Here is a 22,829-nt window from a genome sequence, read left to right on the forward strand (position 1 = left end):
ATAGCCGTTCCGTCGCTAACGGCCGCAGCTGAGGCCGGTTTGCGGGTCGAAGAGATGCATTGCTTCCTCGTCGAAAAAGAGGATGAGCTTTTCGTTGTCGCGGATTGGCGTGCGTGGCGGCAGGCAGGCCATCAGGCGCTGATTTCCGGCAAGGGCGGTGACGACGAGTTCCGGGCCGGTCAGTTCTGCCACCTCAAGGATTGCCTCGATCGATGGGCCGGTGCCGTCTGTGCGAAGCGCCTCGGGACGAATGCCGAGGATAAGTTCGCGGCCATTGCCGGCCGTCTCGCGGAAGCGGGCGGGCAGGGGCAGGCTGGCATCGGAGCCTGAAAGCGCCAGGCGGCCGTCACGCACCGTTGCCTTCAGCAGGTTCATCGGCGGCGCGCCGACGAAGGTCGCGACATAGAGCGTTGCCGGATGGTTGTAGATCTCCTCCGGCGTGCCCAGCTGCTCGATGCGGCCGTCGCGCATGACGGCGATGCGGCTTGCAAGCGTCATTGCTTCGATCTGGTCATGGGTGACATAGACGACCGTGGTCTTCAGCATCTGATGCAGCCGCTTGATCTCGGTGCGCATCTCCATGCGCAGCTTGGCGTCAAGGTTGGAGAGCGGCTCGTCGAAGAGGAATACCTCAGGTTTGCGCACCAGCGCACGGCCGATCGCAACGCGCTGGCGCTGGCCGCCGGAAAGCTGGCTCGGCTTGCGGTCGAGGAGGTTTTCGATCTGCAGGAGCTTTGCGGCATCGCGCACGGCATTGTCGCGCTCCGGCGCCGGCACCTTGCGCATTTCCAGGCCGAAGCCGATGTTCCGGTGCACCGTCAGATTGGGATAGAGCGCGTAGGATTGGAAGACCATGGCGATATCGCGGTCCTTTGGATGCACGCTGAGCACCGAGCGGCCGCCGATCCTGACATCGCCGCTCGTGGCCTCGGCAAGGCCGGCGATGATGTTCAGCAGGGTGGATTTGCCGCAGCCGGAGGAGCCGAGCAGCACCAGGAACTCGCCGCTTTCCAACGAGATGTCGATACCTTTCAGCGTGTCGACATCGCCATAGGTCTTGCGGATGTTCTGAATTTCGAGCGCGCTCATCGCACAGGCTCCTCGGGAGATGATGGGCCGCCATAGTTGCGGGGAAGGGTGGATATGGCGCGCGAGGCGAGTGCGGTTCCCGCCTGCAGGCAAGAAATCAGCGGCTCATCGCTTGCGAGCGCGGCGAGAAAGGCGGCGTTGAAGACATCGCCGGCGCCGATCGTATCGACGACCTCGACAACGGGTGCAGCCACCGAAACCAGCAGGCCGTCCGGCCCGATCGCGAGAGCGCCGTCCGGGCCGCGCTTGACGACGATGATCGCACCCTCCGGCATATGCGACCTGATGTGACGGGCCGCCTCGACCGGATCGGCAATGTCGGCAAGTGTCGTCGATTCGACCTCGTTCAGCAGCGCGATACCGCTGCGAGAGAGCCATGCGCGTGTCGCTGCACAATTCTCGTCTGTCCAGCCGTCGAGCGGCCAGCCGGTATCGAGCGCGACGGTGATACCATGGCTGTCGGCCCAGTCGAAGAAGGCGTCATAATCCGCTGTCAGGTCATCGGTCAGGAACGAGCCGCAGAGAAGGGCGTAGCCGCCCCGCAGCCTTGCGCCGTCGATGACCGCGAAGACATCCGCCAGGCTGAAGCGCGGCAGGTGGCCTTTTGTCGTGAAGAAGGTGCGCTCGCCGTCCGGATGGGTGATGCCGACGGAGAGCGTCGTTTTCTCAGGATGTACCGGCCACTTGTCGGAACGGTGGCCGAAGGCTTCGCTCAGCCAGCGGCCAAACTGGTCACTGCCGATATGGGCGGCGATCTCGAATTCGACGCCAAGCGCTTGCCAGGCGAGCGCGCTGTTGCCGGCGGCGCCGCCGACCCGTAACTCATCATGATCGACGATGATTTCCGTCCCGGCCTTTGGCCAGGGGGCGGCCGGTCCAAGGATCAGGTCGATGTTGACGTTGCCGATGACTGCAAGCGGCCGCATTCATTCGCTCCGGGTGATCTTGGTGGAGCGGACCGGCGTTCCGGCATTCTCCACGCGGGCGTCGGCAAAGGCGATCATCAGCCGCTGGGCGACCGACAGCATGGCGAAGATCGCAGCAAGACCGGTTGCCCGGGCGAATCGGATCGTCACCGCGCCGGCGACCGACGCTTCGCCCGAGGCGTCGAAAAGGATGACGGGGGCGCCGGTCTCGACAGCGGATGTCGCCATTGCCGTCACCAGGCCGGCCGTCTCGTCGAAGCCGCGAAACAGCACGACGCCGATCTCCGGCCCCAGCATCTCCATCGGTCCGTGGCGCAGCTGGCCGCCTTCGAGCGAGAAGCAGGGACGGCGCGACAGTTCCGTCAATCCGAGCGCAAGCGCCTCGGCGATACCCTGCAGCCGGCGGCCTGACGTGACGATGGTCGCGACATTTTCGAGCGCGGTGAGCGCGGCGGTGATGTCATGGTCTTCCGGCGCCTTGAGGGCGGCAATCGCGGCATCTGGATCTTCGCCGAGGGCGGCGAGGATTGCCAGATGCAGGGCGAAGGTCACCGTCAGGCTGCGGGTCGCGGCGAAGGCAAGCTCGGTGCCGCCGGCGCCGATGAGCGACGGGGCAGTTCTTGCGAGGAAGGAGCTGCCTTCGAGCGTCAGGCCGAAGGTCTCCTCGGTGCCGCCGGTCTCGTTGAACCAGCGCACGACCTCGGCGCTTTCGCCGGATTGCGAGGTGACGAATATTGTCCTACCGGCGATCGGCAGCGGCTGGCCGAGCTGCTCGGACAGCGGCAAGGCGACGGTATCAATGCCGCGTGCACGGTAGAGCGGCTCGACGGCGCGGTTGACGGCATGCGAACCGCCCATGCCGATGAGCAACAGCCGGCCGGTTTTCTTCAGCGAGGCGGCGGCCCKGGCCGCCGTCGGCTGGGCCGCTTCATAGGAAGCGATCGCATCGGCATGTTGGCGGGCCATTTCGCGATCAATCGCGGCAAGCCCGGCCGGCCGGGTTCTTTCTGCTGTCATGTTCATCCCTTGACGCCGCCGCTGGTGAGCCCCGAAATCAGGGCGCGTTGCATGACGAGACCGATCAGCACCGGGGGCAGGGCGGCGAGCACGCCTGCCGTCGCGATCAGTCCATAATCGGAAACGCGGCCGCCGGCGAGATCGGCGATGGCGACGGTCAGCGTTTTGGCGCGCTGGTCCGAGGTGAAGAGCAGCGCATAGAAGAATTCATCCCAGGCAAGCAGGAAGGCAAAGAGGCTTGACGTCGCCATCACGGGGGCGGCGAGCGGCAGCGTGATGATCCGCAGCGTCTGGAACAGGCCGGCGCCGTCGATCATCGCGGCAGATTCGATCTCGCGCGGGATGGAATCGAAACCCGATTTCATCAGCCAGGTGGTAAAGGGCGCGAGAATTGTCAGATAGACGAGGGCGAGGCCGAAGACGTTGTTCAGCATGCCGAGATGGGAGAGGCCCATATAGAGCGGCACGGCGAGCGCGACCGGCGGCAACATGTAGGTGGCGATCACCATCGACAGCGACCAGCCGACCGAAGGTGTGCGCGACACAGCCCAGCCGGCCGGAATGGCGAGCGCGATGGCGGCGATCGTCGCCATGCCCGCCACTTCGATGCTGTTGCGCAGCGACGAGGTGAAGGCGGCGCCGGCGCTGTTTTCGATCGTCGAAAGTAGTACGCCGTAGCGAGAGAAATCCACCGTCTGCGGCCACCAGCGCAGCGGCTTTGCGGCAAGGTCGGCGGCCGGCGAGATGCTCATGATGAACAGCCACAGGATCGGCGCCAGGATGACGGCGGCAAGCAGCAGCGCACAGAGATGAATGAAAACAGAAAAGAGTGGGCTCTGGCGTTCCATCAGGCCGCACTCCCGGCGGTCTTGCGCACCAGAGCGGCGTAGCCGGCAGCAAGCAGCGTGACCAGCAGCGTGACGATCAATGCCAGTGATGCCCCCGAGCCTGCCCGCTGGAAGGAGAAGGCTTCCTGGTAGACCAGGATCGACAGCGTGCGCGTGCTGTTGGCCGGGCCACCGCGGGTCATGACCCAGATGATATCGAAGACCTTGAAGGCTTCGATCGTGCGCAGCACCAGGGCCACCATCAGCGGGCCGGCGAGATAGGGCAGGATGACGAAGCGGAAGCGGGCGAAAGCGCCGGCGCCGTCGACCAGCGAGGCGGCGGTGATGTCGCGCGGCACGGCCTGGAGTGCGGCCAGTGCGATCAGCGCCACCAGCGGAAAATTCTTCCAGCAGTCGGCGACGATGAGGGCCGCCAGCGCCGTGCCCGGTTCTCCGAGCCAGGAGCGGTAGGCCTCCAGCAGGCCGAGTTGGGTCAGCGCGGCGTTCAGTGCGCCGTATTCCGGATTGTAGATCAATCGCCAGAGCGTGGCGTTGACGACGGTCGGCAGTGCCCAGGGCAGGATCATCAGGGCGCGCAGCGCGGTGCGGCCGCGAAACTGCTGGTTCAGCAGCAGGGCAGCAAGCACGCCGATCACCATTTCGGCGGCGACCGAGACGATCGCGAACCATGCGGTGGTGATCAGGGTGCGCTGGAAATTCGAGCCTGAGATCATCTTCGCGTAATTGTCGATGCCGACGAAGTTTCCTTCCGTGCCGACGAGCTTGGCGTCGGTGAAGGAGAGGCCGACGGTATCGATCAGAGGCCAGCCGATGACTGATATCATGACCACGAGAAGCGGCAGCATCAAAAGCCACGCGCGGGTTGTCAGCCAAGTGCCCGACATCAAGGCGACCCTTCTTCATTCACAGGTTATCGAGATCGAACCGGGCGACGGCGGGCGCCGCCCGGGGTTTCGTGCTTTGCTCAGAGGCCGCTATTGTCGGCGGCTGACTTCAGCGCATCCTCGGGAGAGGACTGGCCGAGCAGCGATTCCTGGATCGCCTGCTGCAGCGCGGTCGAGAGCTCCTGATATTTCGGCGTCGTCGGACGCGGATACATGGCCGCAAGGCCGATCTTGGCGGCGGAGATCAGCTCTTCCTGGCCCTTGGTGACCGCCGGGTCCTCATAGGAGGACGCCCAGATCGGCAGGCTGAGCTTGGCATAGGCATTCTGCGTCGCCTGCGACGTCATGAAGGTGATGTATTTCCAGGCCTCATCCGGATGCTTGCTGGCCGAGGTGATGCCGAGGCCCATCGAGCCGTTGACGGCCGAAGCCTCGCTCTTGCCGGCAACACCCGGCGCCGGCACGACGCCGACCTTGCCTGCGACCTTGCTGTCTTTCGGATCGTTGGCCATGTTGTACATGTAGGTCCAGTTCAGCGCGAAGGCGGCATCGCCGTTTTCGAAGACCTTGCGGACGTCCTCTTCCAGGAATTCCTTGGAATTCGGATTGGTGAGGCCCGAGGAATAGCTGGAGACCATGTATTTCAACGCATCGAGGCCGCCGCCGGTCTGGAAGGCCGGCTTGCCGTCCTTCAGGAAATCGCCGCCAAAGGCGCTGACGAGCGTGGTGTAGTCGCAGATCGCGGCTTCGGCTTGCGACCAGCTCCAGGCGATCGGCGTGGCGAGCAGGCCCTTGTCCTTGATCGTCTTTGCCTGTTCGGTCAGTTCGTCCCAGGTCTTGGGCGGGGTCTTGATGCCGGCCTTTTCGAGGATTTCCTTGTTATAGAACAGGTATTTGGTGTCGAGGATCCACGGCATGCCGTAATATTTGCTATCATATTGCACAGTGGTCCAGGCGCCCGGCAGCACGCCTTTCTTCATCTCGTCGGTGACGCGAGAGGAGACGTCGACCAGCACCTTGTTGGTGGCGTATTCGGCCGGCCAGATGACGTCGAAGAGGACGACGTCGTAGCCGCCGCCGGAACCTTGCGCCAGCACCGTCTTGTCGTGCAGACCTTCGTAGGGAACGAATTCGAGATTGACCTTGATGTCGGGATTCGCCTTGGCGAAGGCGTCGGTCATGGCGCGGACATCGGCCTCGCTATAGGCGGCCTGCGCCATGAAGAGCGCGTTCAGCGTGGTTTCGGCGAAAGCGTGCGGCGCAAGGGATGCGCCGATCAAGGCCGCACCCAGAAGCGTCTTGTTAAAGGATTTCAGCATTGCAGCCTCCAGTTTTTGGCATTTACGCATTGCCGAGGGCGGTCCTCCGCCATCGGTGTTCGAGAAGGCACGCGCGAAAACGTGCCGGTTTGTCGTCTCGGAGCGTCGTCGGAGCGCCTTGCGGGCTCCTGCGTTCCCTGGAACTCTCCGGTTCCTTATTAAGTCAAGTGTCTTGACTTATTACTTCTTCAACATTCTATTGGAGTCAAGAGGGAATTGCACATGAATGACAGCCGCCCGATCCGGGCCAAGAGCGGCACCAATCACGAAGGCACCAGCGCGCATAATCGGCGCGTGATGATCGATGCCCTGAGGATCAACGGTGCGCTTTCACGCGCTGATCTGGCGCGGGCGACGCGGCTGACCAAACAGACGGTGTCGAATATCATCGAGGAACTCGAGCGCGACGGTCTGGTCAGTTCCCAGGAGGCGGTGAGAAGGGGCCGGGGCCAGCCGTCGACACCCTACGGCCTGGTGCCCGAGGGCGCCTTTGCGATCGGCCTGCAGATCGACCGGCATGTGACGCGGGCGGTCGCCGTCGATCTTGTCGGCAGCGTTCTCGTGCGTGATGAGGCCGGCCTCCCACCAGGCGGTCCGTCGAACGGGACGAAGGTCATCCTCGATCTCGTCGCCGGCGTGCGGTCAAAACTTGCCGGGATCGTCCAGCAGTCGGAAAAGCGGCTGGTCGGTCTAGGCGCCGCCATGCCAGGGCCCTTCGGGGTCGCCGGCAGCGGCGACGATCCGTGGATGATGGAGACCTGGCAGAAATTTCCGTTGTTGGAAACGCTGACTGCCGGCACCGGGCTTGATGTCGGCCTGCAAAACGACGCGGCGGCGGCGGCGACCGCCGAGCGCATGGTGGGAGCCGCCCATGGCCTCGACCATGCCGTCTGCCTCTTCGTCGGTTATGGCATCGGCGCCGGCCTCATTCTGAACGGCGAGCTCTACCGCGGCACCAACGGCAATGCCGGCGAGATCGGCATGGCACTGTTGTTTGCCGACGGAAAATCGACGCCGCTCGAACATCGCGCCTCGCTCGCCTCGCTCTACCAGCATCTGTCGATCGATCCCGCCGATCCGGGCCTTTATGCACGGATCAACGATCTCGCCTTGAGGGGCGATCAAAGCATCCACGCCTGGGTCGAGGCGGCAGCAGTGGATCTGCGCTGGAGCATCCATCTCCTAGAGACGCTGTTCGATCCGCAGACGGTGATCCTCTGCGGCAGCGCGCCGGAAGCGTTGGTGAACAGGTTGATTGCGGCAATCGGCCCGTTGCTGCCCTCGATCGCCGAGCGTCGTGGCCGGACGCTGCCGCGCCTGCAGCCGGGCATGGCCGATCCTTGGTCGGTGGCGCTTGGTGCTGCCGCCGGACCGATCAGCCGTGCATTCGATCCCCGTTTTGCGGCGATCCTGAAGGATTCCCTTCAATCCTGAGGTTGCACACCAGTGCAACGGCAAAAATGTCAGCGTTTTTGCAAGTTTCGTCACAGCCAAGCAGGTGAATAATGGCACTCCGTCGTAATATAAATAAATATTAAATATCCCCTAAGAATCCATTGTTTCGAATATAGGTTTAATTTATTGACTGCATGCTGAAGCAATCTGCGAAATTTCTCTAAATATTTCCCCAAGATTGGCGAATAACGACTGTATGAAGGTTTTGTGACAACTGGATTTCGATCATTTCATGTCATGTAATATTCATTGGCCGCGGCAATTTGAACCAGCTAATAGGGCGTGCGCTGAAAGTGCGCGTCCCTTTTACGTTCGAGGTTCTCATGCAAGCCAAGCTTCTCGGCGCCGTTGGCGCCCTTCTCGCTACAGCGTTTCTTGCTGGTCCCGCTGCCGCCGCCGATAAGACCAAGATTGACTTCTGGTTCGGTAATTCCGGTGACATTGCAAAGCGTGTCCAGGAGCAGTGCGATCGCTTCAACCAGTCGCAGGCCGACTACGAAGTCGTCTGCACCAGCCAGGGCAGCTACGACGCTTCCCTGCAGAACACCATCGCTGCCTTCCGCGCCGGCAAGCAGCCGACCATCGCGCAGGTCTCCGACGCCGGCACGCTCGACATCATGCTCTCCGGCGCCTACTACCCGGCCAACAAGCTGATGGCCGACATGGGCTACACGGTCGACTGGAACGACTATTTCTCCGGTATCTCCGGTTACTACGCGACCTCGAAGGGCGAGATGTACTCCTTCCCCTTCAACTCCTCGACCGCTCTGCTCTACTGGAACAAGGACGCCTTCGCCAAGATCGGCAAGGATCATGCTCCGGCAACCTGGAAGGAAGCAGGCGAAGACCTCAAGGCTCTGAAGGATGCAGGCTATGCTTGCCCGCTCGGCTTTGACATCTCCAACAACGAAGTCTGGCAGTATATCGAGCAGTTCGAAGCCGTAAACGGCGAAGCAATCGCCACGAAGAAGAACGGCTTTGAAGGTCTCGACGGCGAGCTGGTGTTCAACAAGAACCCGCTTCTCGTCAGCTACGTCAAGGACCTCAAGTCTTGGTACGACAACAAGCTTGCCGTCATCAAGAACAAGGCTGTCGGCCAGACCTTCGTCGAAGCTTTTGCCGCTGGCGATTGCCAGGTCATCCTGACCTCGGTCGGCGACCACGGCAATGTTGGCCGCACCGCCAAGCAGGGCATGAACTGGGGCGTTGCCATGCTCCCGACCTACGGCGACGCAACCCGCCACAGCTCTTATGTCGGCGGCGCTTCGCTCTGGGTCCTGAAGGGTCACTCGGACGCCGAATACAAGGCTGCCGCTGCCTTCTTCAACTTCATCGCAAAGCCGGAAGAAGCTCTTACCTGGTCGACCGTTACCGGCTACATCCCGGTTCGTAACTCCGGCTTCGAATATCTGAAGAAGCAGGGCTTCTACGACAAGGCTCCTTATGCCGGCCGCGAACTCGCCATTCAGAGCCTGACCGCTTCCCCGGCAGGCGACGCGGCTCCGCACGGCATCCGCCTCGGTGGCCTGCTGCAGGTCCGCACCGAAATCGCCAATGGTCTGCAGGCAATCTTCGTCAACAATGCCGATGTCCAGGCTTCGCTCGATGGGGCTGCCGAACGCGGCAATACGCTGTTGCGTCGCTTCCAGCAGACCTACAAGAACGTTCAGCTCCCCTGATCGCTTGATATGAGCCGCACCCGGCCCGCGTTTCGCGCGCCGGGTGCGTCTTTGTAAGTTCTTTAGTCGGCCGCGGATGCGAACACCCCGCCCGCGCCTAAAGCGCGCCGCTCGCGCTTTAGATCATTATTTCGACGCATGTCGTTACCGCAAAACCGCTGCACACGTTTGCTCGACATGCTTTAAACCAAACCAGGACGAAAACGACTACTCATGGAAAAGCGCGTCACTTTCTCCTCAACGACGATCGGACTGCTCTTTGCATTTCCGATGCTGTTGCTGATCTTCGTCTTCTTCTATTGGCCGAGCGCACAGGCGCTCTATTGGGCGTTCACGCTCGAGCAGCCATGGGGCGGCGGCAATGCCTGGGTCGGTTTCGACAATTTCAGACAGCTGCTCACCGATCCGATCTATTGGGACTCGATCACCCGCAGCATGATCTTTGGCTTCAGCTCGACGGCCATTGCCATGGGACTGGCGCTCATCCTGGCGCTTTTGACAGATCGTGAACTGCGCGGCCACAAGGTCTACCGGTCCGTCTTCATCTGGCCTTACGCAATTGCCGCTCCCGCTCTTGGCCTCGCCTTCCGCTTCATCCTGGCTCCGGAAGCCGGCCTTCTGTCGGTTATCAACCACGTCTGGCCCGGCCTCTGGAACCCCGCACTCGACGGCAAGGATGCGATGATCGCCGTCATCGTCGCCTTCTCCTGGAAATATATCGGCTACAACTTCATCTTCTTCCTCTCGGCGCTGCAAGGCATTCCGCGCTCGCTGATCGAGGCCGCCGCAATGGATGGTTCGGGGCCGATGCGCCGGATCTGGGATATCCAGCTACCCCTGCTGACGCCGACGCTGTTCTTCCTGCTGGTCATCAACATCACCGAGAGTTTCCAGGATTCCTTCGGTATCGTCGACGTCATGACGCAGGGCGGCCCGGCGCGCGCCACCGAGCTCATGGTCTACAAGATCTATTTCGACGGCTTCAGAGGCCTCGACTATTCGGGCGCCGCAGCGCAATCCATCATCCTGATGGTGCTCGTTGTCCTTCTCACCATCTTCCAGTTCCGCTTCATCGAGCGGCGCGTGCACTACAAGTGAGGTCGCGGACATGATCGAACGCACGCCGATATTCAACTTCATCTGCTATACGCTTCTCGCGCTCGGCATGGTGATCGCGCTTTTGCCTTTCGCCATCGTCATCATCGCGTCGACGCTGGATCTGGAGACGGTCAATCGCGTGCCGCTGCCGCTCACTCCGGGCTCGCATTTCTGGGAAAACGCTGAGACGGCGTGGGTTCGCGCCGATCTCGGCAACAAGCTGTTCCACAGCATCATCTTCGCCGCAACGGTCGGCGCCGGCAAAGTCATGCTGTCTTCCATGGCAGCCTTCTCCATCGTCTACTTCCGCTTCCGTGGCCGGTACGTGATTTTCTGGATCATCTTCATCACGCTGATGCTGCCGCTGGAAGTCCGCATCGTGCCGACCTATTCGATTGCGGCCAACGCGCTGCAGCCTTTCCAGACGATCCTCGACTTTACCGGCATAAGCTGGCTCGTTGCACAGATCACCGGCTTCCAGATCAAGCTCGAGTGGGGCCTGCTGAATTCCTATCCCGGTCTCGTTCTGCCGCTGGTCGCGACCGCGACCGGCACCTTCCTTTACCGGCAGTTCTACCTGACGGTTCCCGACGAACTTGCTGAGGCCTCGAAGATGGACGGATCGGGCCCGGTCCGGTTCTTTTGGGATATTCTGCTGCCGCTTTCGCGGCCAAACATGATCGCGCTCTTCACCATCATGTTCGTCTGGGCCTGGAACCAGTATCTCTGGCCGCTGCTGATCACCACCGATCCGAAATTCGGCATCGCCGTGACGCAGCTCAAGACCCTCATCCCGTCCGAATTCGGTCTGCCCGACTGGAACGTCGCCATGGCCGGAACCCTGATCATCATGTCGCCGCCATTGATCCTCGTCATTTTGATGCAGCGCTGGTTCGTACGCGGCCTTATCTCCACCGAGAAGTGAAGGAGTATTCCCTTGGCACCGATCTCCATTCGTGGCGTGAAGAAAAACTACGGCAAGAATCCCGTCGTTCACGGCGTCGATCTCGACATCCAGTCCGGCGAGTTCATCGTCATCCTCGGCCCGTCCGGCTGCGGCAAGTCCACCCTGCTGCGCATGATCGCCGGCCTCGAGGAAATCACTGGCGGTGAAATCGCCATTGACGGCCGCGTCGTCAACCAGTTGGAACCGCGCGAGCGCGGCTGCGCCATGGTGTTCCAGAACTATGCGCTCTATCCGCATATGAGCGTTGCCGAGAATATCGGCTACGCATTGAAGGTGGCCGGCGTCTCGAAGGCGGAGCGGAGCCGGCGCATCGGCGAGGTCGCCAAGGCGCTCAGCCTCGAACCCTTCCTCGAACGCCGGCCGGCCGCTCTTTCCGGCGGTCAGCGCCAGCGCGTCGCCATGGGCCGCGCGATGATCCGCGAACCGAAGGTGTTTCTTTTCGACGAACCGCTGTCGAACCTCGACGCCAAGCTGCGCATCGCCATGCGCGCCGAAATCCGCCGCTTGCACCGTCGTCTCGGCGCCACTTCGATCTTCGTCACGCATGACCAGACCGAAGCGATGACGCTGGCCGACCGGCTGGTGGTGATGAACGGCGGCAGGGTGGAGCAGGTCGGCACGCCGGAAGAGGTCTATCATCATCCGGTCTCGCGCTTCGTCGCGGGCTTCGTCGGCACGCCGGCGATGAACCTGCTCGAGGGCACGATCAATGACGAGGGCGTCTTCGTCTACGATCAGAGCCGCAAGGTCGTACTGCCGCGCGAACGCGCTGCACCGCTGAAAGGCAAACGCGTCGTACTCGGCATGCGCGCCGAAGCCGCCCGGCTGGTGGCCCCGGATGCGCCCGGCGCCCTCACCGCAACGGCCGATTTCATCGAAGAGCTCGGCGCGAGCCGCGTCGTGCACGCCGATTTCGACGGGCTGCCCTTTGCCGTGGCGCTGACCGAGGCCGTGAAGGTGAGGTCGGGCGATCCGATCGGCATCGCGATCGATTACGACCAGATCCACCTCTATGCCGCCGATACCGGCCGGATCATCGAGAACCCTGTTATGAAAGGCGCAGGCGCCGTCCCCGCCTAAAGCGGTCTGCGATGATCCTTGCAGAGCGTTCGGCGGCTGAGGATGTCAGCCGCTTGCTCGAACGTGAATTGCCTATCGGTGGATTGGGTCGATCCACGCGACGTCTTCCGGCTTTTCGACCGGCTCGATGTCGAGATTGACGACGACCGGTTCCTGGCCTGAGCGGACGAGCACGCATTCCAGCGTCTCGTCGCGGCTGGCGTTGATCTCCTGATGCGGCACAAAGGGCGGAACGTAGATGAAGTCGCCGGGGCCGGCCTCGGCAGTATATTCCAGATGCTCGCCCCAGCGCATGCGGGCCTTGCCCTTGACCACGTAGATGATGCTTTCGAGATCGCCGTGGTGATGGGCGCCGGTCTTGGCATTGGCATGGATCGTCACCGTTCCCGCCCAGATCTTCTCGGCGCCGGCGCGCGCATTGTTGATCGCCGTCGCGCGGTTCATGCCCGGCGTCTGTGCGGTGTTCGGATCGAGCGAATTGCCGGGAATGACCTTGACGCCATGTTCCCGCCAGTCGACATGATGCTGCTCGTGGTCGTCGCTCATGCCTTGCCTCCAGCTTCGATTTGGTCAGTCTAGGCCGGCGCCGGGCGGCGGCCAAGCAGATTTGCCGCTGGGCTGTCGCACAATATCTCGGCGCCCCGATAGCTTCTATGCACAAAGGCCCGATAGCTTCTATGCACAAAGGAAAGAACGGACCCGATGAGCCATCTCCCGCAGATCGATTACGACACCGCTTCGGAAGAGGTTCGTGCGGCGCATGACGAGGAAATCGGGCTGCGCGGACGGATGACCAACATGAAGCGCACGCTGCTGCATTCGCCGGCCGCCCATCGCATCTATGCCGAATGGTTCACACTACGGGCCGAACTCGACCCCGCGATTAACGACCGGGCGATCTGGATTTTCTCGCATGCGATCTCGAAGGCGGCGCAATCGAAGATCGCCATCACCTTCTTTCGCCGGGCGCTGATCAACAAGGGTTTCAATCCCGACGCGCTGGAGCTTTCCGACGAAGAGGCGCTGCTCGACGCCTTCGGCAAGGCGATCGTCGCCGATTCCAACGCCGTTCCCGCTGAACTCTGGGTAAAGCTGAAAGAGCGCTACGAGACCAAAGTGCTCGTCGATCTCGTCGCCTTCGCCGGCATCATGCTGGCCACCGCCGTCTTCAACAATGTCGTCGAGGTCGATTTCGATCCCGAGCTTGAAGCCTTCGCCGAAGGTGCCAGCTCAGCCTAACCGCCGAGCGAAGCAATCGCGGACTTGACTGCGCCCACACCGGGCCTGGTCGGCCGGTATTCCAAACCGACGGCGCCGTCATAGCCGTTGGCGAAGATCCAGCCGAGGCGCGGAGCAAGGTCGATGCCGCCGGAACCCGGTTCGTTGCGGCCTGGGTGATCGGCGACATGGACGTGGATGATACGGTCGAGGCGGCCGTTCAGCACCTCTTCGGTACGTTCGTCCATCACTGCGGAATGGTAGATGTCGTAGACGATGCCAATCTCGGGGCGGGCGACGTCATCGATGATGTCGAGGCCTTCTCGGGTCGAATCGAGGAAGTAGCCGACATGGTCGATGCGGATATTGAGCGGCTCGACGCCGAGGCGGACACCGCTGCCTTTGAGGATATCGGCGCCGGCTCTCAGCGTTTCGGTGACTGCCCGGCGCTGTTCTTCGCGAGTCAAGCCCGGGAGATCGTCACCCGCCTGGGCGATCAGCACCGGCGCGCCGAGACGTTTCGCGACAGTGACGGATTCAGCCAGGCCTTTCAGCCAGGCCTGCCGGTTGGCGGCGTCGGTCAGCGCGATCATCGGTTCGGCGACGAGGCTGGTGACGGCAAGGCCGGTTTCCGTCAGCGCTGCCTCGATCGCGTCCAGATCCTTGTCGGTCCAGCGCCAGAATTCGATCGCCGTCAGCCCGGCCGCATGGGCGTGGCGGATGCGATCGGGAAAGCTGTCGCCTTCTTCGGCAAACAGCCACTCTATGCAGGCCGAATAACGTCGCATGAAAACTCCTCCCAAGTGTTGATGCTGGCATGCGACAGATCGGCGCCTGCCGCAAGAGGTGTTCGGGGCGCTTGACGCCGGGATTCATTGGCGGAACACTCAGCCCATCAGGCCGGAATCTCCGGCCGTTTGCGGAGGAAGACATGGACCTCGGATTGAAGGGAAAAACTGCCGTCATAACAGGTGCATCGGTCGGCATCGGGCTGGCGATCGCCGAGGGGCTGGCGGCTGAGGGCGCCAACCTCGTGCTGGCAGCGCGCGGCGGCGAACGGCTCGAGGCGGAAGCCGCCCGTATCGCCGAGACATACGGGGTCAGCGCCGCCGCTGTTGTCGCCGATGTGGCGACGGTTGCGGGAACCGAGGCGATCATAGCGGCGGCGGCCGAAAAAGGCGGCGCCGATATCCTCATCAACAATGCCGGCACCGGATCGAACGAGACGGTGATGGAGGCACCCGACGAGAAGTGGCAGACCTATTGGGACTTGCATGTGATGGCCGCCGTGCGGCTGGCGCGCGGCATCGCCCCGCAGATGAAGGAGCGCGGCGGCGGTGTGATCCTGCACAACGCCTCGATCTGTGCCGTTCAGCCGCTCTGGTACGAGCCGATCTACAATGTCAGCAAGTCGGCGCTGATGATGTTTTCGAAGACGCTCTCGACCGAACTCATCAAGGACAATATCCGTGTCAACTGCGTCAATGCCGGCCTGATCCTGACGCCCGACTGGATCAAGACCGCCAAGCAATTGACGGCCGAAACCGGCGGGAACTGGGAAGGCTACCTGCAGAGCGTCGCCAACGAGCACGCCGCCTCCAAACGCTTCGGCACACCGCAGGAGCTGGCAAATGTCTTCGTCTTCCTGAGTTCGGAGCGCGCGAGCTATTGCATCGGCTCGACCTATTTCGTCGATGGCGGCATGCTGAAGACGATCTGACCGAGACTGCCGGCTGGGCGCGCGGCGCCCGGTCTTTCTCAAGGCTGCCGGGCGTTTCTGTGGACGTTGCCGATACAAGCTATAAATAATAGCTATTTTGTTGTATGTTCACGCTTTTGACGCTATTTGCCTGCTATTGGCAGGATAAATACTGCGATTTCTACAAGGCGACGACGATGCTGACGAAAAAGGGAAAATACGGGCTGAAGGCGCTGGTCGACCTGGCGCGGCTGGCGCCGGGCGAGACCGCCTTCATCAATGACATCGCCGCCCGCAACAATATCCCGAAGAAGTTTCTCGATACCATCCTGCTCGAACTGCGCAATGTCGGCATCCTGCGCTCGAAGAAGGGACCGGGCGGCGGCTATTCTCTGTCGCGGCCGGCCTCCGAAATCCGCATCGGCCATGTCATCCGCACGCTCGACGGGCCGTTGGCGCCGATCCGCTGCGCCAGCCGTACGGCTTACGAGGCCTGCGACGACTGTGCCGATCCCGAGACCTGTCAGGTGCGGCGCTCGATGACCGATGTTCGTGACGCGATCGCCGCCATTCTCGACAATATGACCCTCGAGCAGTTCGTCGCCGACGGCGGCCGCATCGAAGGCGCCAAAGATCAATTCCCGATCTCCGCCGCCAGCTGATTAGGCGCCGCCGGCCTTCGACATATATTCGCCTGCGGTGTGCATCAACTTATCCCGCGGCAGCGATAGCGCGTGAATGCGGGCATTGCGCCAATGGCGGTCGAGATTGAGGCCGATGCCGGCCGATGTTTCTCCTGCAAGTTCAAACAGGGCGTTTGCTGTCTCGAGCGCTGTTTCCCCGGCAAGGATTGCGGCGGCCGAGGCGGAAAAATGCGCGTCCGCCATCGCTGCCTCCATAGGATTGACCTGGGCAATGTCGAGTTTGCGGCCAGCCCGTTCCAAGGCTGCCGCCGTCGCTTCGATGCGGATGGCGCGCTCGCCGATTCGGGGGAGGATGGTCGCGCTGCGATCGCCAATCGCGGCCATCAGGTCGCTCCATGCGGCCCGCGCGATGCCCAGGCTGACGCCGGCCTTGAGCAGCAGGCCGAGCGAGATGCCGGTCGAATATCCGGAGGAGGGGGCAGGGGCAATCGCATCGGCATTGACGTGAAGCGTGCCGACGATCGCGGTCGCTGATCCATTGGTGCGCTGGCCGAAGCCGTCCCAATCGTCGACCACCTGCACGCCTTCATCATCGCGTGCGAGATAGAGCGTCACCGGTCGGCTGGGCGGGGCGGTGGCAGCAGCGGCGATCCAGTCGGCGAATAGAATACCGGGCGCCTGCCGCGTGCGCCCACTCAGGCGGTAGCCCGGACCTTCGGCGGTAAGCTCGGCCCCATCGGTGAATGTAGCGGCCGAAAAGCGGTCGCCGAGCAGCACACGGGCAAACAGCGATGCCTTCAAATCCTCGGCAGCCTGGGTGCGGAGCGTTTCCAGTACGCAAAAGTGATTTTCCAGCGCCTCGCCGATCGAGGCATCGCCCTCGGCGATGATTGCAACGATTTCGGCGAGCAGGGCGTTCGACACGTCGAGCCCTTCATGGTCAGGCGGTACGGCGATTGCCGTCAGCCCGGATACCGACAGCGCATCAAGCTCGGCAAAGGGCAGGATGCGGTTGATATCGCGCTCGCTCGCCTGACGCCGGAATGCGGCGGCGAGATCGCGGGCCGTGGATATTGCCTCTTCTTCGCTTTCGATGCGATGCGCGGGAGGCCTCAGGCTCTCATGAAACTGCGATACCGTTCCCATCGGTCACTCTTTTCTCTATGGATATAGGAGTGAGGGATTGCCCCTCGAATGATAAGGCCGGTTTTTCTACAAAACCCGTGTGCTTTGAATTTTCTTACCAGCTTGATTGCCCTGTTCTCCACGCTACTTACGGTGAAGTGGGGCTTCCTTAATCGAGAAATATGATGAGCGACTCTCGTGCTCGCAACAGCGAGGTTTCGAAAATGGCGCGCCAGCCGAGACCGCGTCTGACGCTGGATATTGCCGGTATCCCAACCTATGCGATCGGCGATATTCACGGTCGCTACGATCTGCTTGTGAAAGCCGAGGCGGCGATCCTGCGCGATGGCGGGCAGTTGCCCGGGCGTAAGCTGATCGTCACGCTCGGCGACTATATCGACCGCGGCCCGGAATCGTCACAGGTCATCGACCATCTCATGGAGCCACCGCCGGATGGATTCGACCGCATCTGCCTTGCCGGCAATCACGAAGTCGCCATGCTCGACTATATCGACGGCTGGATCTCCTATGACGATTGGATGCAGATGGGGTCAGCGGAGCTGCTCAAATCCTATGGCCTCGATCCGGAGCACCTGCCGCTGGTCTTCCCCACTGGCGCGAAGCTCGATGCCTTCATACGGCAGTCGCTGCCGCGTACGCATATCGATTTCATGCGGGCGATGCCTGTCCTGCTGGAAACCCCAAGCGTGATTTTCGTGCATGCCGGCATCAATCCGAAACTGCCGCTCGACAGGCAGACGGACGAGGATCTGGTCCTCATCCGCCAGCGGTTTCTCGAAAGCCGGGTGCCGCTACCAAAACTCGTCGTTCACGGCCATACGCCGAACGACGAACCCGATATACGGCCGAGGCGGCTCAATATCGATACGCGCGCCTACCGCAGCGGCAGACTCACCGTCGCCCGCTTGTGGCAGGGCAAGGTGCATCTGTTTTCGACCTGACTTCCGTTTCCTCAGCCGGGTGGGATCGTCTCAGACGACCCCTTCCTTGACCGGCTCTGTCTTCGCTGGCTCTACAGTGGCCGGCCGCTTGCGGCGCCAGCCGCGCAGCACGACGTAGAAGACTGGCGTCAGGAACAGGCCGAAGATGGTCACACCGAGCATGCCCGAAAAGACGGCGGTACCGAGCGACTGGCGCATTTCGGCGCCGGGGCCGGTGGCGATGGCAAGCGGCAGAACACCGAAGATGAAGGCGAATGCCGTCATCAGGATCGGGCGCAGGCGAAGATGGCTGGCCTCGATGGCCGCCTCCACCGGCGACTTGCCCTCGTCTTCCGCTTGCCTGGCGAACTCGACGATCAGAATGGCGTTCTTGGCCGCAAGGCCGATCAGAACGATCAGGCCGATCTGCGTCAGGACATTGTTGTCCATTCCCCTCAGAGAGACCCCGATCAATGCCGCGAGCACCGCAAGCGGGACGATGAGAATGATCGCCAGGGGCAGAACCCAGCTTTCATATTGTGCCGCCAGCGCCAGGAAGACGAAGACGACGGACAGGGCGAAGATGTAGATGGCAGTGTTGCCGGTGTGGGTTTCCTGATAGGCGAGTTCCGTCCATTCGAAGGTGGTTCCCTGAGGCAGGATCTTCGCCGCCAGCGCTTCCATCTTGGCGATGGCATCGCCTGTCGACGTGCCCGGCGTCGGATTGCCCTGAAGAGGCACCGAGACATACATGTTGTAGCGCTGGACAAGCGCCGGGCCGCTGGCATCCTGGATGTCCATCAAGGTTCCAAGCGGAACCAGCGCGCCGGTCGCCGACCGGACCTTCAGGGCAAGGATGTCTTCCCGGTCCATGCGGTATTGCCGATCGGCCTGGGCGCGAACCTGGTAGACGCGGCCGAACGCATTGAAATCGTTGACATAGGCGACGCCGAGATTGATGGAAAGGGCGTTGAAGATATTGGGGATCGGCACATTCAGGAAACGCGCCTTGTCGCGGTCGATCGCCAGGAAATATTGCGGGCTTGCATCAGAGAATGTCGTAAAGACGCCGGTCAGCCCCTCGGTCGTTGCCGCCGCGCCCATCATCTGCCGGGCGAGGCCGAGTACGCGCGTCATGTCGGCGTTCTCGAGATCGGAGATCTGCATCTTGAAGCCGCCGGAATTGCCGACGCCACGCACGGATGGCGGCGGGATGGCAATGATGAAGGCTTCCTGGATGCTTTGCAGCTTTCCGTAAAGCTCGCCGATGATCTTGTTGGCGTTCTCCCCGCCTTCTTCACGTTCGGCAAAGGATTTGAACGGGACGAAGACGACGCCGGCATTCGAGGCATTGGTGAACGTCGCCCCGCTGAAGCCGGCAAATTGCACGGCATTGCCGACGCCGGGCACGGTGCGGGCGATATCGCCCACCTGTTTGACGACGGCATCGGTACGCGCGAGCGAGGCGCCATCCGGTAGCTGTATGACGATGATGGCGTAACCCTGGTCCATGGTCGGGATAAAGCCCGCGGGAACTTTCGTGCCCATGTACCAGGTCGCTCCGAGCAGGCAGGCGAAGGTGACCATTGCGGCTGTCAACCCAATCCAGCTGCTGACCAGATGCCGAACGGTCCATGAATAGCCGGAACTCAGCCGATCGAATCCATGGTTGAAGCCGTTTGCAAGCCCCCTTCCCACACGGGATGCGACATTCATGCGCTTGGTTTCATGGTCATGGGTTTTCAGCAATATGCCTGCGAGCGCGGGCGACAGTGTGAGCGAATTCAATGCGGAAATTGCAGTGGTGACGGAGATCGTGACCGCGAACTGCCTGTAGAACTGGCCAGAGATGCCTGGAATGAAGGCTGTCGGCACGAACACGGCGATCAGCACCAGCGAGATGGCGACGACGGCGGTTCCGACTTCGTCCATCGTGACGTGAGACGCCTGCTTTGGCGTCATGCCGCGTGCCAGATTGCGCTCGACGTTTTCCACCACCACGATCGCGTCATCGACGACGATACCGATCGCCAGTACGAGACCGAACAGGGTGAGCATGTTGAGCGAGAAGCCAAAGGCGAGCAGGACGGCGAAGGTGCCGATCAGCGATACCGGGATGGCAATGATTGGAATGATCGCGGTTCGCCAGGATTGCAGGAAGACAAGAACGACGATTGCCACCAGGATGGCCGCTTCTGCAATGGTTCTATAGACCTCGGTGATCGAATCCGAGATGAATTCGGTCGTGTCGTAGACGATACGATATTCCAGACCCGGCGGGAAATTCTGGGATATGTCCTTCATGAGCGTCTGGACTTGATGGGCCGTGTCCAGGGCGTTGGTTCCCGGCCGGGCGAAGATGCCGAGAGCAACTGCGGGATCGTTGTTGAGATAACTGTTGGTGACGTAATCCTGTGCGCCGAGTTCGATCCGGGCGACATCCTGCAACTGCACGAGCCGCCCCGATGTCGTCGATTTCACAATGACATATCGGAACTCGCGCACGTCGGAGAAGCGGCCATCCGTTCGCACCGTATATTCGAATGCATTCTTGCCGGTGACGGGTGGGGCACCGATCTTGCCGCCTGATACCTGGACGTTCTGATCTCTCAACGCGGAGACGACGTCATCGGATGTCATCCCGTAAGCGGAGAGCTTTTCCGGATCCAGCCAGATTCGCATCGAATACTGGCGCTCGCCAAAGATCTGCACGTCGCCGACGCCGTCAAGGCGCACGAGAACGTCGCGGATGCGGTTGCGGGCGTAGTTCGAGACGTAAAGCTGGTCATAGCGGTGCGATGGCGAAAGCAGGTGCACCACCATCATCAGATCCGGCGAGCTTTTGTCGGTGGTCACGCCAAGCCGCTGGACTTCCTCGGGAAGACGGGGAAGGGCGATGGAAACGCGGTTCTGGACGAGCACCTGGACCTTGTCGAGATCGGTGCCGAGCTTGAAGGTGATCGTCAGCGACATGGCGCCGTCGGCGCTGGAGTAAGAAGACATATAAAGCATGTCTTCGACGCCGTTGATCTGTTGTTCGAGCGGCGTCGAAACGGTATCGGCGATCGTCTGAGGGTCGGCACCCGGATAAGAGGTGCGCACGACGATGGTCGGCGGCGCTATCTCCGGATACTGCGATACTGGCAATTGCGTGTAGGCAATGCCGCCGACGACGAGAAGAAGGATCGAGATCACGGCCGCAAAGATCGGCCGGTCCACGAAAAAATGAGCAAATCTCATTGTCCGCTCTCCGCGCCGGCGGTTTCGGGCGCAGTGTCCTGCCGCTCCTGCGGCAGTTCGGTCATCTGAGGCGTGATCTTTGCACCCGGCCGGGCGCGCATCAGGCCGTTGACGATGATCGTCTCGGTGCCGTCAAGGCCCTCGCGTATGACACGGTAGCCGTAGAGCCGCGGTCCGGGTCTCACCGGCTTGGTCGAAACCGTGCCGTCTGTCCCGACGATATAAACGACGCGCTCATTCTGGTCCGAGCCGATGGCCTCGTCGGGGACGAGGATGGCCTGGTAAGTGTTGGAGGCTTCGACCTGTATGCGACCGAAAAGGCCGGGCTGGAGGACGAGATCTGGGTTGGGGAAGCGGGCACGGAGACGAATGGTGCCACTCTCATTGTCGACCCGGTTCTCGGCGAAATCGAGCTTTCCCTTGAATGGTTTGGCACTGGGATCCGAGATCGTCACGGATACATCCAGTCCGCCGCCGCCCTGCTGGAGATCCTTGCCCAGTTTGCGCGCCGTGTCGGCGAAATTCAGCAGGCGGCGCTCATCGACGTCGAAATAGAAATCGATCGGGTCGAGCGAAACGATCGTCGTCAACACAGTCTGGTCGGTCTGCACGAGGTTGCCGGCCGAGATCAGCCGGCGGTCGATGCGGCCGCTGAGCGGCGCCTTGATCTCGGTATATTCCATGTCGAGAGAGGCGCGATCGGCTGCGGCCTGCGCGCCGCGGACATTGGCCTCGGCCGAATCGAATTCCCGGCGGCGATCATCCAGCGTCTGCGCCGACTGGCTGCCGCTCGCAGCAAGCGATTGCGCGCGTTTATATTGCGCATCGGCAAAGACCAGGGCCGATTGCGACGATTCGAGTGTCGCTTTTGCCTGATTGAGCGCGGTTACGAACGGTCGCTGGTCGATAACGAAGAGCAGGTCGCCCTGCTTGACCAATGCGCCGTCCTGGAAATGGATTTCCTGCAGGTAACCACCGACGCGCGAGCGAACGGAGACTTCGTCGACCGGCTCGAAACGGCCGATGAATTCGTCGCTGTCGACGACATCGCGAACGACCGGCTTGGCGACGGTGACGGGCGGGGGCGGTGGGGCGCTCTGGGCCAGCGCGGGGAGAGGCATGAATGCGGCAATATAGCCAAGCACCACCATCTGTCGAAGCGCGTAAGTCATACCGGTCCTCCAATCTCGACGGCCGATTCACTGCCGCCAACCTCAAGATGAAGTGATGCTGTTCAGGTCTTGCTGCTTTGAACGAGGGCCTCTGCCCCCATGATTCCCCCGGCGTTCAATCCCTTGGAAAAGGAAGGCCGGCACGCAATGCACATCAGAAAAATCGTAACCCTATGGAATTGGACTATAAACGGCAGCGGCGAAAAATTGCAAATGCCAATTGGTAACGATTCCGCAATCCATCAAAACGTTACAGGGGGCATCAGCTCTCGACGATCTCGTCTCTGCCGGGTGGGAGAGCGGCGAGTTCGGCCCAGTCGAGCTCCTGAGAAATTGAAAGATAACGTCGGCGCGGCGCATCGGACGCGAAAGGGAGGAGCCACAGGATATGCTTGACCGGTCTGCGGCATTTTAGCCGCTGCCGTTGA

The 22,829-nt window shown here is 61.7% G+C and carries 20 protein-coding genes; 9 read left to right on the plus strand and 11 right to left on the minus strand.

What is annotated here, in order from left to right:
* Window positions 1–15: 15 nt before the first annotated feature.
* From AC1D2N_RS00190 to AC1D2N_RS00215, 6 genes are all read right to left on the minus strand, one after another.
* On the minus strand, window positions 16–1,089 hold the full coding sequence (locus tag AC1D2N_RS00190) for an ABC transporter ATP-binding protein (RefSeq protein ID WP_130758916.1): 1,074 nt from the start codon (window positions 1,087–1,089) through the stop codon (window positions 16–18).
* The gene (locus AC1D2N_RS00195; RefSeq protein WP_130758915.1) at window positions 1,086–2,015 is read right to left on the minus strand and encodes a PfkB family carbohydrate kinase; all 930 of its coding nucleotides are present in this window, start codon (window positions 2,013–2,015) and stop codon (window positions 1,086–1,088) included. The genes AC1D2N_RS00190 and AC1D2N_RS00195 overlap by 4 nt, the downstream gene beginning before the upstream one ends.
* The gene (locus tag AC1D2N_RS00200; protein ID WP_130758914.1) at window positions 2,016–3,038 is read right to left on the minus strand and encodes an SIS domain-containing protein; all 1,023 of its coding nucleotides are present in this window, start codon (window positions 3,036–3,038) and stop codon (window positions 2,016–2,018) included.
* A complete protein-coding gene (locus AC1D2N_RS00205; RefSeq protein ID WP_012758755.1) occupies window positions 3,035–3,880 on the minus strand; it encodes a carbohydrate ABC transporter permease in 846 nt (281 codons plus the stop codon). Before AC1D2N_RS00205 ends, AC1D2N_RS00200 begins: the two co-directional genes overlap by 4 nt.
* Window positions 3,880–4,764, minus strand: a complete 885-nt coding sequence (locus tag AC1D2N_RS00210) for a carbohydrate ABC transporter permease (RefSeq protein ID WP_018073658.1) — start codon at window positions 4,762–4,764, stop codon at window positions 3,880–3,882. Before AC1D2N_RS00210 ends, AC1D2N_RS00205 begins: the two co-directional genes overlap by 1 nt.
* 80 nt (window positions 4,765–4,844) lie before the next feature.
* Window positions 4,845–6,083 carry an extracellular solute-binding protein gene (locus AC1D2N_RS00215; RefSeq protein WP_018243352.1) on the minus strand — a complete coding sequence of 413 codons (1,239 nt, stop codon included), beginning with the start codon at window positions 6,081–6,083 and terminating at the stop codon, window positions 4,845–4,847.
* Between the two features lie 222 nt (window positions 6,084–6,305).
* On the opposite strand from AC1D2N_RS00215, the gene AC1D2N_RS00220 reads away from it, so the two are divergent.
* The 5 genes from AC1D2N_RS00220 to AC1D2N_RS00240 all read left to right on the plus strand — a co-directional run bounded on the left by AC1D2N_RS00220 (window position 6,306) and on the right by AC1D2N_RS00240 (window position 12,362).
* On the plus strand, window positions 6,306–7,517 hold the full coding sequence (locus AC1D2N_RS00220; protein WP_112904813.1) for an ROK family transcriptional regulator: 1,212 nt from the start codon (window positions 6,306–6,308) through the stop codon (window positions 7,515–7,517).
* Window positions 7,518–7,861: 344 nt separating this feature from the next.
* The gene (locus AC1D2N_RS00225; RefSeq protein WP_065276082.1) at window positions 7,862–9,217 is read left to right on the plus strand and encodes an extracellular solute-binding protein; all 1,356 of its coding nucleotides are present in this window, start codon (window positions 7,862–7,864) and stop codon (window positions 9,215–9,217) included.
* 213 nt (window positions 9,218–9,430) lie between these two features.
* Window positions 9,431–10,315 (plus strand): carbohydrate ABC transporter permease, encoded by an 885-nt coding sequence (locus AC1D2N_RS00230; RefSeq protein WP_018446921.1) that lies wholly within the window; start codon window positions 9,431–9,433, stop codon window positions 10,313–10,315.
* A gap of 10 nt (window positions 10,316–10,325) precedes the next feature.
* On the plus strand, window positions 10,326–11,240 hold the full coding sequence (locus tag AC1D2N_RS00235) for an ABC transporter permease subunit (RefSeq protein ID WP_018446920.1): 915 nt from the start codon (window positions 10,326–10,328) through the stop codon (window positions 11,238–11,240).
* 12 nt (window positions 11,241–11,252) lie between these two features.
* On the plus strand, window positions 11,253–12,362 hold the full coding sequence (locus AC1D2N_RS00240; protein ID WP_018446919.1) for a sn-glycerol-3-phosphate import ATP-binding protein UgpC: 1,110 nt from the start codon (window positions 11,253–11,255) through the stop codon (window positions 12,360–12,362).
* Window positions 12,363–12,434: 72 nt separating this feature from the next.
* Here AC1D2N_RS00240 and AC1D2N_RS00245 read toward each other — a convergent pair whose 3' ends face one another.
* Window positions 12,435–12,908, minus strand: coding sequence for a cupin domain-containing protein (locus AC1D2N_RS00245; RefSeq protein ID WP_018446918.1), 474 nt, complete (start codon window positions 12,906–12,908; stop codon window positions 12,435–12,437).
* Window positions 12,909–13,064: 156 nt separating this feature from the next.
* Between AC1D2N_RS00245 and AC1D2N_RS00250 the strand changes: the two genes are divergently transcribed.
* Entirely contained in the window at window positions 13,065–13,601 is a 537-nt protein-coding gene (locus AC1D2N_RS00250; RefSeq protein WP_018446917.1) for a carboxymuconolactone decarboxylase family protein, read from the plus strand.
* Here AC1D2N_RS00250 and AC1D2N_RS00255 read toward each other — a convergent pair.
* Window positions 13,598–14,368, minus strand: a complete 771-nt coding sequence (locus AC1D2N_RS00255; RefSeq protein ID WP_018446916.1) for a TIM barrel protein — start codon at window positions 14,366–14,368, stop codon at window positions 13,598–13,600. The two genes, AC1D2N_RS00250 and AC1D2N_RS00255, sit on opposite strands and share 4 nt — an antisense overlap.
* A 143-nt stretch (window positions 14,369–14,511) precedes the next feature.
* On the opposite strand from AC1D2N_RS00255, the gene AC1D2N_RS00260 reads away from it, so the two are divergent.
* Both AC1D2N_RS00260 and AC1D2N_RS00265 read left to right on the plus strand, forming a co-directional pair.
* On the plus strand, window positions 14,512–15,300 hold the full coding sequence (locus AC1D2N_RS00260) for an SDR family NAD(P)-dependent oxidoreductase (RefSeq protein ID WP_018446915.1): 789 nt from the start codon (window positions 14,512–14,514) through the stop codon (window positions 15,298–15,300).
* Between the two features lie 176 nt (window positions 15,301–15,476).
* A complete protein-coding gene (locus AC1D2N_RS00265) occupies window positions 15,477–15,941 on the plus strand; it encodes an RrF2 family transcriptional regulator (protein ID WP_026230750.1) in 465 nt (154 codons plus the stop codon).
* On the opposite strand, the gene AC1D2N_RS00270 is transcribed toward AC1D2N_RS00265, so the two are convergent.
* Window positions 15,942–17,069, minus strand: a complete 1,128-nt coding sequence (locus AC1D2N_RS00270) for a monooxygenase (RefSeq protein WP_018446913.1) — start codon at window positions 17,067–17,069, stop codon at window positions 15,942–15,944.
* Window positions 17,070–17,233: 164 nt separating this feature from the next.
* Here AC1D2N_RS00270 and AC1D2N_RS00275 point away from each other — a divergent pair, with 164 nt between their 5' ends.
* Entirely contained in the window at window positions 17,234–18,010 is a 777-nt protein-coding gene (locus AC1D2N_RS00275; RefSeq protein WP_018446912.1) for a metallophosphoesterase family protein, read from the plus strand.
* A 30-nt stretch (window positions 18,011–18,040) separates the two neighbouring features.
* Here the strand turns inward: AC1D2N_RS00275 and AC1D2N_RS00280 are convergent, their stop codons facing one another.
* Both AC1D2N_RS00280 and AC1D2N_RS00285 read right to left on the minus strand, forming a co-directional pair.
* The gene (locus AC1D2N_RS00280; protein ID WP_018446911.1) at window positions 18,041–21,229 is read right to left on the minus strand and encodes an efflux RND transporter permease subunit; all 3,189 of its coding nucleotides are present in this window, start codon (window positions 21,227–21,229) and stop codon (window positions 18,041–18,043) included.
* The gene (locus AC1D2N_RS00285; RefSeq protein ID WP_130758913.1) at window positions 21,226–22,401 is read right to left on the minus strand and encodes an efflux RND transporter periplasmic adaptor subunit; all 1,176 of its coding nucleotides are present in this window, start codon (window positions 22,399–22,401) and stop codon (window positions 21,226–21,228) included. Before AC1D2N_RS00285 ends, AC1D2N_RS00280 begins: the two co-directional genes overlap by 4 nt.
* Window positions 22,402–22,829 lie beyond the last annotated feature (428 nt).

This window comes from Rhizobium sp. P1_B8 (assembly GCF_056406515.1).